Below are 13,155 nucleotides of genomic sequence, written 5' to 3'. Positions count from 1 at the left end.
ATTTCTGATTGAAAGAGCGAGACGGCCTTATTGGCCGTCGATCGCCTTGCCGATAAACGCAATCGCCTGCTGATAGACGCTGGCGGCGTTCCAGCCCTGGATGGCCGCGTAATTGGCCTGTCCCTGCTGATAACCGGCGCCGCGCTGCCAGCCATGGCCGACGAGGAAGTTCGCGGTGGAAGCCAGCGCGTCGGCGCGCGAGCCGACGAGATCGATCCGGCCGTCGCGGTCGAAATCGACGCCGTAACGCACGACGTTCAGCGGCAGGAACTGCGTCTGGCCGATTTCACCATGGGCAGCACCCTTGGCATTGACGTTCAGCGAACCGCTGCCGACGAGCTTGAGGGCCGCATAAAGCTGCTCGGTGAAATAATCCGAACGACGGCAATCGAAGGACAGCGTCGCCACGGCGGAAAGCGTATGCTGGTTGCCAAGGAAGCCGCCAAAGCCGGTTTCCATGCCCCAGATGGCGAGCAGCGGACCGGCCGGCACGCCATAGGCGCGCTCGATGGACGCAAAGAGAGAAGCATTATTCTTCTTCATCGTCTTGCCGCGCGAGATGATCGTCTGACCGCCGCGCTTCTGCATGAACTGTTCGAAGGACAGCTTGAAGCTGTGCTGGCCGCGGTCAGCGCGGATTGTCGCCTGGTTGTAGGAGACGCCGGAGAAAGCACGGTCGAGCACCGAGGCGCTGACGCCGCGGCCCGTCGCTTCCTGCTTGAAGGCTCTGACCCAGGCATCGAAGCCCGCCGAAGTGTTGCCGCATTGCGCAGCCATCACCGGCGCCGCTGCCAGAACCGAAACCATGGCCGCACCAGCCAGAATTACCTTCATTGCCCGCATCAAAATCTGCCTTCGATATACTTTGGGGAGTTTTTCCCGAGAACCAAACCGTCAATACTGTATGATTCAGGTGCCAAAACCGTCTTTTGGCGGCCTAAATTGCCTTTCGGCAGCAAGGCCTGCAAATAAACTGGCCGTGATCGTCGCCAATTATGAAACCCGCCTGCCCCACACAGAACAGACGGGTTATACTTAACGAACCTTAAAAAATCGTATCAGGCTGCCGCCTTGCGGGGCTTGATGAGACCACGATTGATCAGGAGTTCGGCGATCTGCACAGCGTTGAGAGCCGCACCCTTGCGCAGATTGTCGGAAACGACCCACAGGTTGAGGCCGTTTTCGACCGTCGCATCTTCGCGGATGCGCGAGATATAGGTCGCGTCCTCACCGGCGGATTCAACCGGGGTGATGTAGCCGCCGTTTTCGTGCTTGTCGATGACGAGGCAACCCGGCGCTTCGCGCAGGATGTCCCGCGCCTGATCGGCAGTGATCTCGTTTTCGAACTCGATATTGACCGATTCCGAATGGCCGATGAAGACCGGAACACGCACGGCCGTGCAGGTTACCTTAATCTTCGGATCGAGCATCTTCTTGGTTTCGGCCAGAACCTTCCATTCTTCCTTGGTGTAGCCGTCTTCCATGAAGACGTCGATATGCGGAATGACGTTAAAGGCGATGCGCTTGGTGAACTTCTTGGCTTCCACCGGATCTGCCACGAAGACAGCGCGGGTCTGCTGGAACAGTTCGTCCATGCCTTCCTTGCCGGCGCCGGAAACGGACTGGTAGGTGGAGACGACGACGCGCTTGATCTTGGCGAAGTCATGCAGCGGCTTCAGCGCAACGACGAGCTGTGCCGTGGAGCAATTCGGGTTGGCGATGATGTTCTTCTTGGTGAAGCCCGCAACCGCATCGGCGTTCACTTCCGGAACGATCAGCGGAACGTCCTGATCGTAGCGCCATGCGGACGAGTTGTCGATGACGACGCAGCCCTGCTGGCCGATCTTCGGCGACCACTTCTTGGACACATCGCCGCCAGCTGACATCAGGCAGATATCCGTGTCGGAAAAATCGTAGTTCTCGAGGTTCGAGACCTTCAGCGTGCGGTCGCCATAAGAGACTTCCGTGCCCTGCGAACGGGCGGAAGCGAGCGGCACGACTTCATCGGCGGGGAAACCGCGTTCGGCCAGGATATTGAGCATTTCGCGACCGACGTTGCCGGTGGCGCCTGCAATTGCAACTTTGAAACCCATGATCAAGCTCTCTTTCTGTCTCTCCTCTTTTTGGTGAGGTGGGAACCCGCATCAGATCGCGGCTTCCTCGATCCCCAGCCAAACCGGGGAGAGAGCGGTGGCCAGAGACGTTAGACGGTTTTAATCGTCGTTTTGGCCGTAATTCGGGTAGAACGAGAAAGGCGCGGATCATCGCCGGCCAATTGTGCCGGTCCTTCCATGACGAACATGTCTGCAACATGCATGCGCAAGGTGATGCTCCTTCTTCGCGAGAAGCTATTAGAAGGTTTCTCGGTTGTGTCAAGAAAAAAGGCGCTTGCGCAAACAAGCTGTAATCAGCCCCGCGACATTTTCGGGACGCTTTATATTAGACTAAAGTCATAATCCGAAAGCATCGCTCTTACTGGGGTTAATTTTCTGTCACTCTCATGGTCCGCGCATTGCAGCCGAAAGGTTGAGTCCAGAGGAGAGAGCTGGGCTCCGCAATGCGTCGATTGGGACATCTGTGGAGGACAGACAATGGCAAATGTTGCAGCCGTGAGCGGCGCCGCCCGTCCAATGACGGGCGAAGAGAAGAAGGTGATTTTCGCCTCTTCTCTCGGAACAGTCTTCGAATGGTATGATTTTTATCTCTACGGCTCGCTCGCGATCTATATCGGCGCGAACTTCTTCAGCCAATATCCGGAAACGACGCGCAACATCTTCGCGCTGCTGGCCTTTGCCGCCGGCTTCCTCGTGCGGCCTTTCGGCGCGCTGGTCTTTGGCCGCCTCGGTGATATCGTCGGGCGCAAATATACCTTTCTCATCACAATCCTCATCATGGGCGTTTCGACCTTCCTCGTTGGCGTCCTGCCCGGCGCATCGCAGATCGGCATCGCCGCTCCGATCATTCTGATCGCGCTGCGCATGCTTCAGGGTCTGGCGCTCGGCGGTGAATATGGCGGTGCGGCAACTTACGTCGCCGAACACGCGCCGAACGGCCGCAGGGGCTATTACACCTCGTGGATCCAGACCACGGCGACGCTCGGCCTGTTCCTGTCGCTGGTGGTCATTCTCGGCGTGCAGTTCGCGCTCGGCAAGGAAGCCTTCGCCGCCTGGGGCTGGCGCATTCCCTTCCTCGTTTCCGTTCTGCTGCTTGGTGTCTCAGTCTGGATTCGTCTGAAAATGAATGAATCGCCCGCTTTCAAGAAGATGAAGGAAGAGGGCAAGACCTCCAAGGCGCCGCTGAGCGAAGCCTTCGGCCAATGGAAGAACGCCAAGATCGCGATCATCGCACTTATCGGCGCCGTCATCGGTCAGGCCGTCGTCTGGTATACGGGCCAGTTTTACGCCCTGTTCTTCCTGCAGAGCATTCTGAAGGTGGACGGCCAGTCGGCCAATATCATGGTTGCCGTCGCACTCGTCCTCGGCACCAGCTTCTTCGTGATCTTCGGCTGGCTTTCCGACAAGGTTGGCCGCAAACCAATCATCATGGCCGGCCTCATCCTCGCCATGCTGACCTACTTCCCGCTGTTCAAGGCGCTCACCTGGGCGGGCAACCCGGCGCTCGCCGAGGCCCAGTCCACCGTACGCGCCACCGTGACTGCGGCGCCGGGCGACTGCAAGTTCCAGTTCAACCCGACGGGCACTGCGAAATTCACCACATCCTGCGATATCGCCACCTCGTTCCTGACGCGCAATTCCGTGCCCTATGACGTGGTTGCGGGGGCCGCCGGCGAACCGGCAAGCGTGAAGATCGGCAACGCCACCATCGCCAGCTACGATGCGATTGCGGCTGGCGCGGATGCTTCCGCGAAGGACAAGGCCTTCCAGAAGCAAGTCAATATCGCAATGCATGACAGCGGTTATCCGCTGGTACGCGGTGCAGCACAGGTGCCGGATGCGAAACTGGACGCCTTCATCGCCGCAAACCCGGAACTCGGCCTCAATGCCGATGCGGTCCGCGCCACCGACAAGAAGATGGTGGCGACCGACAAGCTGGTGGCTGACAAGCTGCTGACGCCTGCCGAGACCGGCGGTGCGGCGGAAATGGCCGTCTACACCATTGCCGGCGGCGGCGCGTTCTCGATGGTAGCCGACCCGGCCGCCGTGAATTGGGTCGTCATTATCGCAGTGCTGACCGTCCTCGTCATCTACGTGACGATGGTCTACGGCCCGATTGCGGCCCTGCTGGTCGAACTGTTCCCGACCCGCATCCGCTACTCCGGCATGTCGCTGCCCTATCACATCGGCAACGGCTGGTTCGGCGGCCTTCTTCCGGCCACCGCCTTTGCGATGAGCGCGGCGAAGGGCGATATCTATTATGGTCTCTGGTACCCGATCATCTTTGCAGGCATCACGCTGGTCGTCGGCCTGCTGTTCCTGCCGGAAACCAAGGATCGCGATATCCACGCCATGGATTGAGCGAAAAGCACCCGAAACAGTCACCCGGCGCCTCGGCGCCGGGTTTTTTATTGCCGCCGTACCGCGACCGCCCCAAATGGCCTTTTCCCTGATGTCAATCCGCCGCAGGTAGAAAAACAGCAAGAACAAGACAAAAATACTCGAAATGGTCTATGACGGCTTATCAGGACGGGAATGGGAGAGCAGTTTTGAGAATCGGGACACCTAAGGAACTCTATGAAGGCGAAGCGCGTGTCGCCATGACGCCGGACAGCGCGCTGGCTTTGCAAAAACTCGGATATGATTGCGTGATCGAGGCTGGCGCTGGCAAGGCGGCCGGTTTTTCCGACGACGCCTATCGCGCGGCAGGCGTGACGGTGGTCGAAAGCGCTGAGGCGCTCTACACCGGTTCCGACATCATCGCCAAGGTTCGCCCGCCGGAAACGTCAGAGATTGATCGGCTGTCTTCCGACAAGACGCTGATCTCGTTTTTCTACCCCGCCCAGAACAAGGATCTTTTGGAGCAGGCCAAGGAAAAGGGCGCAAACGTCATCGCCATGGACATGGTGCCGCGCATTTCCCGCGCCCAGAAAATGGACGCCCTGTCTTCCATGGCCAATATCGCCGGTTATCGCGCCGTGATCGAGGCCGGCAATAATTTTGGCCGTTTCTTCACCGGCCAGGTCACCGCCGCCGGCAAGGTGCCGCCCGCCAAGGTGCTGGTCATCGGTGCCGGCGTCGCCGGTCTTGCCGCCATCGGTACGGCCACATCGCTTGGCGCCATCACCTATGCCTTCGACGTTCGCCCTGAGGTGGCCGAACAGATCGAATCCATGGGCGCTGAGTTCGTCTATCTCGATTTCACCGATCAGCAGCAGGACGGCGCCGCCACCGGCGGTTATGCCGCCCCCTCCTCGCCGGAATTCCGCGAGAAGCAGCTTGAGAAGTTCCGCGAACTGGCGCCGCAGATCGATATCGTCATCACCACCGCGCTGATCCCTGGCCGCGACGCCCCGAAGCTGTGGCTTGCCGACATGGTGGCGATGATGAAGCCGGGTTCGGTCATCATCGACCTCGCCGCAGAACGCGGCGGCAATTGCGACCTCACGGTCCCCGACCAGCGTGTGGTTTCCGACAATGGCGTCATCGTCATCGGCTACACCGATTTTCCGAGCCGCATGGCGGCGCAGGCCTCGACGCTCTATTCCACCAACATCCGCCACATGATGACCGATCTGACGCCCGCAAAAGACGGCAAGCCGGTTCACAATATGGAAGACGATGTCATCCGCGGCGCGACCGTCACCTATCAGGGCGAGATCACTTTCCCGCCGCCGCCGCCGAAGATCCAGGCCATTGCCGCGCAGAAGCCGAAGGAACGCGCCAAAGAACTGACGCCCGAGGAAAAACACGCGAAAGAACGGGCCGAGTTCAAGGCGCAGACCAAAAGCCAGGTCGGGCTGCTGGTCGTCGGTACCGCGCTTCTGCTTCTCGTCGGTCTTTTTGCACCGGCAAGCTTCATGAGCCATTTCATCGTCTTCGTGCTCGCCTGCTTCATCGGTTTCCAGGTCATCTGGAACGTCAGCCATTCGCTGCACACGCCGCTGATGGCGGTGACAAACGCGATTTCCGGCATCGTCATCATCGGCGCACTGCTGCAGATCGGTTCCGGCAACTGGCTGGTGGTGATCCTTGCCTCGCTTTCCGTCCTGATCGCGACGATCAACATCGTCGGCGGTTTCCTCGTGACACGGCGCATGCTCGCCATGTTCCAGAAGTCCTGAGCGTGCGGGGATTTAAATAAATGACCATTGGTATCGTTTCCGCGGCCTATGTTGCCGCAGCCGTTCTTTTCATCCTCTCGCTCGGCGGTCTTTCCGGACAGGAAAGCGCTAAGCGCGCCGTCTGGTACGGCATCGTTGGCATGGGCCTCGCCATCATCGCCACCGTCTTCGGCCCCGAAATCAGCAAGGGCGTCGGGCAGTGGCTCGTCGTGCTCTTGATGCTGGCCGGCGGCTCGGTTCTCGGCTACTTCGTCGCAAGCCGGGTGCAGATGACTGAAATGCCGCAGCTTGTGGCCGCCCTTCACTCCTTCGTCGGCCTTGCCGCCGTCTTCATCGGCTTCAACGCCCATATCGAGGAAGCGCACGTCGCCTCGCTCGATGAGACGGCACGATCGTTGCTGACCGGCTTTTCTGCCATTCTTGCCCACAAGACGCCGGTGGAACTAGCGATCATGAAGGTCGAGGTCTTCCTCGGCGTCTTCATCGGCGCGGTCACCTTCACCGGTTCGGTCGTCGCCTTCGGCAAGCTTGCCGGCAAGGTGGACGGCAAGGCGAAGAAGCTGCCCGGCGGGCATCTTCTGAACGCCGGTGCTGCGATCCTGTCGCTCCTGCTGCTCATCATGTATTGCAATGGCGCCGGCGCATGGACGCTCGTCCTGATGACGCTCGCCGCCTTCTTCATCGGTTATCACCTGATCATGGGCATCGGCGGCGCCGACATGCCGGTCGTCGTCTCGATGCTGAACAGCTATTCCGGCTGGGCGGCGGCGGCCATCGGCTTCACGCTTGGCAACGATCTCTTGATCGTCACCGGTGCGCTGGTCGGCTCATCGGGTGCGATCCTCTCCTACATCATGTGCAAGGCGATGAACCGCTCCTTCATCTCGGTCATCCTCGGCGGCTTCGGCGGCACGACGGGTCCGGCGATGGAAATCGAGGGCGAGCAGGTGGCGATCGACGCCGAGGGCGTGGCCGCAGCACTCAACGACGCCGACAGTGTCATCATCGTGCCCGGTTACGGCATGGCGGTGGCGCAGGCGCAATCGGCCGTGTCGGAACTGACCCGCAAGCTGCGCGCCGACGGCAAGACCGTGCGTTTCGCCATCCATCCGGTGGCAGGCCGTCTTCCGGGCCACATGAACGTGCTGCTCGCCGAAGCCAAGGTGCCCTACGACATCGTGCTGGAAATGGACGAGATCAACGACGATTTCCCGAGCACCGACGTCGTCATCGTCATCGGCTCCAACGACATCGTCAACCCGGCGGCACAGGACGACCCGAATTCACCCATCGCCGGCATGCCGGTTCTGGAAGTGTGGAAGTCGAAACTCGTCATCGTCTCCAAACGCGGCCAGGGCACCGGCTATTCCGGTATCGAGAACCCGCTGTTCTACAAGGACAATACCCGCATGTTCTATGGTGACGCCAAGAAGTCGATCAACGATCTACTGCCGCTGATCAAATAAATGAAAAGGGCGTTTCCGGGGGACCGGAAACGCCCTTTCTACGTTCAGGCAGGGAAAATTCCGACTGCGTTCAAAGCACCCGGTAACGCCGGTTGAAATACATCAGCGCTTCATCACCCGCATTGATCTTCATATCGACGACAGTGCAGATCAGAATGTCATGCGTGCCGCCGTCATGCGCCTCGCGGATGCGGCAGTCGAAAGAGACGAGTGCGTCTTCCAGAACAGGCGCGCCGGTTTCGAGCACGCCCCAGCTGCCGGCAGCAAAGCGTTCATCAGCAGGTGTCTTGCCGCCGAAAAGCGTGCTCAGAACCTCGTGATGGGCGGCAAGCGTATTGATGCAGATAACGCCATTAGACTTCACCACCTTGTAGGCTGAGGCATTGCGGTTGAGGCAGACGAGAAGCGTCGGCGGATTGTCGGAAACGCTGCAAACCGCCGTTGCGGCAAAACCGGCACGGCCTGCCGCGCCATCCGTCGTCACGATATTGACCGCCGCACCGAGCCGCGCCATGGCGTTTCTATAATCGAGGCTGCGCTGCTCAGCAGTCTTCGTCTCCATTTCCGCTTCCTTTTCAAGAGACATCATCTGCATCTAACCCATCCTTCCTTAACAGGCCATCAAGCCAGGAGACACGCGTCTTCAAAGCCAAGACGCGGCAGGCGGCCGAACAGCTTCGACGGATCGCCATAACCGAGATTGATCAGGAAATTGGATTTCCACGTCGTGCCCGCGAAAAATGCCGCATCCACCTTGGCCTTGTCGAAGCCGGACATGGCGCCGGTATCCAGCCCCAGAGCGCGCGCGGCAAGGATCAGATATCCGGCCTGAAGCGTGGCGTTGCGAAAAGCCGTTTCTTCGGCCACATCAGGGCTGGACGTGAACCACGAACGCGCATCGGCATGCGGAAACAGTTGCGGCAGTTTCTCGTAGAATTCGCTGTCAATGGCAGCGATGACAGTCACCGGTGCGGCCATGGTCTTTTCGAGATTGCCGGAAGACAGCGCAGGCTTCAGCTTTTCCTTGCCCTCCTGGCTGCGCACGAAGACGAAACGCGCTGGCGAGCAATTGGCCGAGGTCGGCCCCATCTTCGTCAGATCGTAAAGCGCCTTCAGCGTCTCGTCGCCAATTGGCTTGTCCATCCAGCCATTGTGGGTGCGTGCTTCGGTGAAAAGCGTTGCCAGTGCGGCGTCGTCAAGTGCCCCGTTGTCCAATACATTGTCATCAAGTGCTTTCGTCATCTTGCTCTAAAATCCTGTCATAGTGTCTGGTCGGCTGGCAGCAGGAACTGCAATAGCCGCTCGTTGAAAAGGTCGGGCTCGGTGATATTCACCGCATGGGCGCCGAAATCGAGTAGCCCAAGTTCGCTATGCCGCAGGCCTTCTGCCAGCCGCAGCGAGCGCGTATAGGGCACCAGAAGATCGTCCTTCGTTGCCACCACCAGCACCGGACTGCCGATCTCGCCAAGCCGGGCGTCGACGTCGAAAGCCCGTAGCGCCGCTATACGACGAAGCACGTTGGTCTTTCCCTGAAAATGCGCGACGCCATGGGCATCATCACGCGCTAGCCGCTCCTGATGTTCTGACATCCAGGCGGCCGGATAAAGAAACAGCGGCTGGGCTTTGACGAAGGCCTCGACACCGGATTTCTCCAGAAGCTCGATCCGCACGTCAAAGCAGCGTCCCGAATGCGGATCGGCCTTGCTCCACGCATTGATAAGCACCAGCCGGTCGATAAGGCCGGGCCGCCGCAGCGCGATATCGAGGCCGATCAGGCCGCCGAGAGCATGTCCCATGAAGTGGAATTTTTCGAGGTTCAAGGCCGAGACAATCTCCAGCACATCATCCGCCATGGCGGAAATCCCGCCATCCAGCGGCACCTCTCCGCCGGTCCTGCCGGTTCCGCGATGGTCATAAGTCACCACGCGGAAATGACGGGAAAGGGCTTCGATCTGCGGCGCCCAATAGGCACCCGATCCGCCCAGCCCCGAAGACAAAAGGATGGTGGGCGCCTCGGCATCAGTGCGGCCATGAACCTCGAAATGCATCATCTGCCGGTTCGCCCTATTTGCCGATATGGGCGACGGTGGCGATTTCCACCAGCGCATCTGGCTTCACAAGTCCGCACTGGATGCAATAACGCGCCGGCTTGTCGCCGGGGAAATATTCGGCATAGACCGTGTTGATGGCCTGATAATTGGCCCAGTCGGTGATGAAGATGTGGTTCATCGTCACGTCTTCCATCGTGCCGCCCGCGGTTTCGATGACCGACTTGATGGTTTCGAGAACGTGGCGGGTCTGGGCACTCGCATCGCCCACATGCACGACATTATTGTCCTTGTCGAAGGGCAGCGTGCCGGACACATAAACCACGCCATCGGCAAGCGTTCCCGGCGAAAAAGGGGCGATGGGTTTGCTGGTGCCGGCAGGCACGACGATCTTCTTCGGCATTTCGTTCTCCTCTTGTGGTTGGATATCAAGCGCTGACGGGTGCGGCCTGCGAGATGACGCCGCAGAAATCATTGACGGTGGCGACCCAGCCGAAAAATTTCTCGACATTGTAGACCGTCGCCTGCTGGATAAAATCCGGCCCCAGATGATGGGTGGCATCCTCCAGCATCACCCCGAAATATTCGAGATGGAAGGCATCGCGCAGCGAGCTTTCGACACAGACATTGGTGGCGATGCCAACGAAGACCAGATTGCGGATACCACGGGCACGCAAAACGCTATCCATATTGGTGTTGAAGAAACCGCTGTAACGCGTCTTCGGCACCAGAATATCGCCGGGCTGCGGCTGCAACTCGTCAACAATGGCATAATCCCAAGTACCCTTGGCCAACAGCTGGCCTTGTAGTTCTGGCCTTTTGCGCATGGTCTTCAGCGCATTGGACTTGTGCCAGTTGGGCGAACCCGGCCCGCCCGCCTCGACATAGTCCTTGTCCCAGCCATTCTGGAAATAAATGACCTGAACACCCGCCGCACGCGCCGCATCCAGCGTCTTCTTGATGTTGGCGATGGTGCCCTTGGCGCCTGATATGTCGAACCCGGCCAGATCGACATAACCGCCCTCGGTCGAATAGGCGTTCTGCATATCGACCACGACAACGGCGGTCTCGCTGGGTTTGAGGGTAATCGGCTCCGGCCTTGCGGGAAGTGTGACGCTTTCCGAACGGCTTTCCGGCCCCTTGTAACCCGCCACGACGGCTTCACTCATTCCGCTGCCTCCAGTTCGGCCAGCACATGCCGGCGGCTCTTCATCAGCGGCTGCACATATTTGCCGAATTTTTCGACACCCTCGAGGAAGTCGTCGAAAGTCAGCATTACGCCGCCGGTCCCCGGCACTTCGCTCATCTCGTCCAGCATGGCCGCCACTTCCTCATAGGAACCGATCAGCGTTCCCATGTTGATGTTGACCGCGGAAACGGGATTGGACATGTGCCGGACATTGGTGTCGGAGCCGGATTTGGTATCGACGGCGCTCTGCAGGCCGAGCCACTTGATAGCGTCTTCATCCGCACCCGCCTTGTAATGCTCCCACTTCGCCCAGGCGTCTTCGGATTTCTCCTCAGCAAGCACCATCGTCAGCACGACGGATTTGACCTCGCGGCCGCTTTTTTCCGTTGCCGCCAGAAGCCGCTCATTGGTGGGCGCAAAAGCCTTGGGCGTATTGACGCCAACACCGAAGCAGAAGCTGTAATCGGCGAACTTGGCCGAAAACGCCATGCCGGAATTGGAGGAACCGGCGCAGATGAGCTTCACATCCCCCTGCGGCACCGGCTTCATACGGCAATCGTCCATTTGGAAGAACTTGCCCTTGAAGTCCGACTGGCCCTCCGTAAGCAGCTCTTTCAGCACGGAGGTATATTCGCCGAGATATTCGTAACGATCACCAAAATAATCGTCACCCGGCCACAGTCCCATCTGGCTGTATTCAGGACGCTGCCAGCCGGTAATCAGGTTGATGCCGAAACGACCGCCGGAAATGGAATCGATCGTCGTCGCCATACGCGCAACAATGGCCGGCGGCATGACCAGCGTGGCGGCGGTGCCGAACAGCTTGATCTTGGAGGTAACGGCGGCGAGGCCTGCCATCAGCGTGAAGGATTCCAGATTATAGTCCCAGAATTCGGTCTTGCCGCCGAAGCCGCGCAGCTTGATCATCGACAGCGCAAAGTCGAAACCATATTGCTCCGCCTTCAGCGTGATCGCCTTGTTCAGGTCGAAGCTCGGCTTGTATTGCGGCGCGTTTTCTGAAAGCAGCCAACCATTGTTCCCGATCGGGATAAAAACACCGATTTCCATTTTGCTGTTCCCTTTTTTGCGTCAGGTGTCTCCTGACTTGAGAAAAGAGTAGCAGGTTCTGTGCCAGACCAAATACAATAATTTTATCAAATGGATAAAATTTTGGGACGCATCTAGCCTCGACCGAAAGGCAAAATTTTTATCATTTGGTAAAAATATTTGCCTGTTTATTCGGCAAATATTGAGAGCGATACGTCAAAGGTGAGCGGCTCTCGCAGTAGGCCTGAAAGTGCCGCAAGGCTCGCCTCACATTCTTCGTCATCCTCGGGCTTGTCCCGAAGATCTAACCATGTTGCGTAAAATCAATCGATTGCAGATCCTCGGGACAAGCCCGAGGACGACGAAGTACCGTTTCAGGAACTACGATCAACCCGCGGATAGCTCTCTGGAAGCTATGCCAAAACCTCAACCCATCCGCTGCTGCGCATAGGCATGCACCGCCCGGAATGCCGCCTCGGCACCTGCGACAACGCGCTCTTCCTCTTCCACCGTCAGCGAAATTTCATCAAGCGCCGCGGTGAAGGTGCGCCAGTGCAGGCCACGACCTTCGGGAGCGCCAGCGAGATGGCGGGCGCCGAATTCTTCGCCAAGCCCAAGCTTTGCCGCGTCCTTCAGCAGGAAGGCCGCACCGAGATTGGATCCTTCGACCACATAAAGCCAGCCCATGGCCTCCGGCAGATCGAAGGGCGTCTCGGCGGAAAAACGCGGCGCGGCCGTTTCGGGAATGGCAAGACCGAGATCGGAAAGATCCTGCTCGATCATGGAGAGACGACGGCGGCCCTTGAGGTCGGGCAGCAGGCCATCAAGCGTGGCATTGGAGAAAAAGGCATCGAGATCGCGATGGAAAAGATATTGCGTTTCGACGAACTTGCCGAATTTCTCGCGGCTCTCGAACGGCTTCGATGCCATGATGAAACTATCGAGATCGCCATGCGCCCCGCGCGTCGCTGCCTTCAGGCGCTTGACGCGGCTCTGCTCGGTCTCTGCTACAGGCGCTGCCGACTCCACAATAGTCATGATGATGGTCCCTTATCCCTATATTCAGACTGCCTGATAAAAATCTTTACTCCGACAGTCAAATTTTATTTTCGCATTTTTCCGTCTCCTTGCCCATGATGCTTGTGCGTCTCGCACCGCGATAAACCC

General features: G+C 58.9%; 12 protein-coding genes. 3 read left to right on the top strand and 9 right to left on the bottom strand.

Annotated elements, in window-relative coordinates:
• Positions 1–27: 27 nt before the first annotated feature.
• Both PL599_RS13550 and PL599_RS13545 read right to left on the bottom strand, forming a co-directional pair.
• Complete coding sequence (locus tag PL599_RS13550; RefSeq protein ID WP_077981372.1) at positions 28–843, bottom strand: lytic murein transglycosylase; 816 nt, start codon at positions 841–843, stop codon at positions 28–30.
• A 215-nt stretch (positions 844–1,058) separates the two neighbouring features.
• Positions 1,059–2,093 carry an aspartate-semialdehyde dehydrogenase gene (locus PL599_RS13545; protein ID WP_137410891.1) on the bottom strand — a complete coding sequence of 345 codons (1,035 nt, stop codon included), beginning with the start codon at positions 2,091–2,093 and terminating at the stop codon, positions 1,059–1,061.
• A gap of 498 nt (positions 2,094–2,591) precedes the next feature.
• Between PL599_RS13545 and PL599_RS13540 the strand changes: the two genes are divergently transcribed.
• The 3 genes from PL599_RS13540 to PL599_RS13530 all read left to right on the top strand — a co-directional run bounded on the left by PL599_RS13540 (position 2,592) and on the right by PL599_RS13530 (position 7,704).
• Complete coding sequence (locus tag PL599_RS13540) at positions 2,592–4,475, top strand: MFS transporter (protein WP_269824513.1); 1,884 nt, start codon at positions 2,592–2,594, stop codon at positions 4,473–4,475.
• A gap of 188 nt (positions 4,476–4,663) precedes the next feature.
• Entirely contained in the window at positions 4,664–6,238 is a 1,575-nt protein-coding gene (locus PL599_RS13535; RefSeq protein WP_269824514.1) for a Re/Si-specific NAD(P)(+) transhydrogenase subunit alpha, read from the top strand.
• A gap of 20 nt (positions 6,239–6,258) precedes the next feature.
• Positions 6,259–7,704: an NAD(P)(+) transhydrogenase (Re/Si-specific) subunit beta gene (locus PL599_RS13530; RefSeq protein WP_077981369.1), complete on the top strand. Its 1,446-nt coding sequence runs from the start codon at positions 6,259–6,261 to the stop codon at positions 7,702–7,704.
• A 70-nt stretch (positions 7,705–7,774) separates the two neighbouring features.
• Here PL599_RS13530 and rutF read toward each other — a convergent pair whose 3' ends face one another.
• The 7 genes from rutF to PL599_RS13495 all read right to left on the bottom strand — a co-directional run bounded on the left by rutF (position 7,775) and on the right by PL599_RS13495 (position 13,026).
• A complete protein-coding gene (rutF, locus tag PL599_RS13525; RefSeq protein WP_269824515.1) occupies positions 7,775–8,299 on the bottom strand; it encodes an NADH-dependent FMN reductase RutF in 525 nt (174 codons plus the stop codon).
• Positions 8,300–8,325: 26 nt separating this feature from the next.
• The gene (locus tag PL599_RS13520; RefSeq protein WP_269824516.1) at positions 8,326–8,946 is read right to left on the bottom strand and encodes a malonic semialdehyde reductase; all 621 of its coding nucleotides are present in this window, start codon (positions 8,944–8,946) and stop codon (positions 8,326–8,328) included.
• Between the two features lie 17 nt (positions 8,947–8,963).
• Positions 8,964–9,755: a pyrimidine utilization protein D gene (gene rutD / locus PL599_RS13515; RefSeq protein WP_269824517.1), complete on the bottom strand. Its 792-nt coding sequence runs from the start codon at positions 9,753–9,755 to the stop codon at positions 8,964–8,966.
• Positions 9,756–9,768: 13 nt separating this feature from the next.
• Positions 9,769–10,155, bottom strand: a complete 387-nt coding sequence (rutC, locus tag PL599_RS13510; protein WP_137410895.1) for a pyrimidine utilization protein C — start codon at positions 10,153–10,155, stop codon at positions 9,769–9,771.
• A gap of 25 nt (positions 10,156–10,180) precedes the next feature.
• On the bottom strand, positions 10,181–10,921 hold the full coding sequence (gene rutB / locus PL599_RS13505; RefSeq protein ID WP_006312121.1) for a pyrimidine utilization protein B: 741 nt from the start codon (positions 10,919–10,921) through the stop codon (positions 10,181–10,183).
• Positions 10,918–12,009 carry a pyrimidine utilization protein A gene (gene rutA, locus PL599_RS13500; RefSeq protein ID WP_269824518.1) on the bottom strand — a complete coding sequence of 364 codons (1,092 nt, stop codon included), beginning with the start codon at positions 12,007–12,009 and terminating at the stop codon, positions 10,918–10,920. The genes rutB and rutA overlap by 4 nt, the downstream gene beginning before the upstream one ends.
• 405 nt (positions 12,010–12,414) lie before the next feature.
• Positions 12,415–13,026: a biliverdin-producing heme oxygenase gene (locus PL599_RS13495; protein WP_269824519.1), complete on the bottom strand. Its 612-nt coding sequence runs from the start codon at positions 13,024–13,026 to the stop codon at positions 12,415–12,417.
• Between the last annotated feature and the right edge of the window lie 129 nt (positions 13,027–13,155).

The organism is Agrobacterium sp. ST15.16.055 (genome assembly GCF_027956555.1).
Lineage (GTDB): Bacteria > Pseudomonadota > Alphaproteobacteria > Rhizobiales > Rhizobiaceae > Agrobacterium > Agrobacterium salinitolerans.
The sequence above is the reverse complement of the archived record's forward strand: the minus strand, read 5'-3'. Positions and strand labels throughout refer to the sequence as shown.

Bases quoted from the DNA above. Each gene is read 5' to 3' on its own strand.
- rutC (WP_137410895.1), bottom strand. From the start codon at position 10,155: ATGCCGAAGAAGATCGTCGTGCCTGCCGGCACCAGCAAACCCATCGCC.
- PL599_RS13545 (WP_137410891.1), bottom strand. From the start codon at position 2,093: ATGGGTTTCAAAGTTGCAATTGCAGGCGCCACCGGCAACGTCGGTCGC.
- PL599_RS13540 (WP_269824513.1), top strand. From the start codon at position 2,592: ATGGCAAATGTTGCAGCCGTGAGCGGCGCCGCCCGTCCAATGACGGGC.
- PL599_RS13495 (WP_269824519.1), bottom strand. From the start codon at position 13,026: ATGACTATTGTGGAGTCGGCAGCGCCTGTAGCAGAGACCGAGCAGAGC.
- PL599_RS13520 (WP_269824516.1), bottom strand. From the start codon at position 8,946: ATGACGAAAGCACTTGATGACAATGTATTGGACAACGGGGCACTTGAC.
- PL599_RS13530 (WP_077981369.1), top strand. From the start codon at position 6,259: ATGACCATTGGTATCGTTTCCGCGGCCTATGTTGCCGCAGCCGTTCTT.
- rutF (WP_269824515.1), bottom strand. From the start codon at position 8,299: ATGCAGATGATGTCTCTTGAAAAGGAAGCGGAAATGGAGACGAAGACT.
- rutD (WP_269824517.1), bottom strand. From the start codon at position 9,755: ATGATGCATTTCGAGGTTCATGGCCGCACTGATGCCGAGGCGCCCACC.
- rutA (WP_269824518.1), bottom strand. From the start codon at position 12,009: ATGGAAATCGGTGTTTTTATCCCGATCGGGAACAATGGTTGGCTGCTT.
- rutB (WP_006312121.1), bottom strand. From the start codon at position 10,921: ATGAGTGAAGCCGTCGTGGCGGGTTACAAGGGGCCGGAAAGCCGTTCG.
- PL599_RS13550 (WP_077981372.1), bottom strand. From the start codon at position 843: ATGCGGGCAATGAAGGTAATTCTGGCTGGTGCGGCCATGGTTTCGGTT.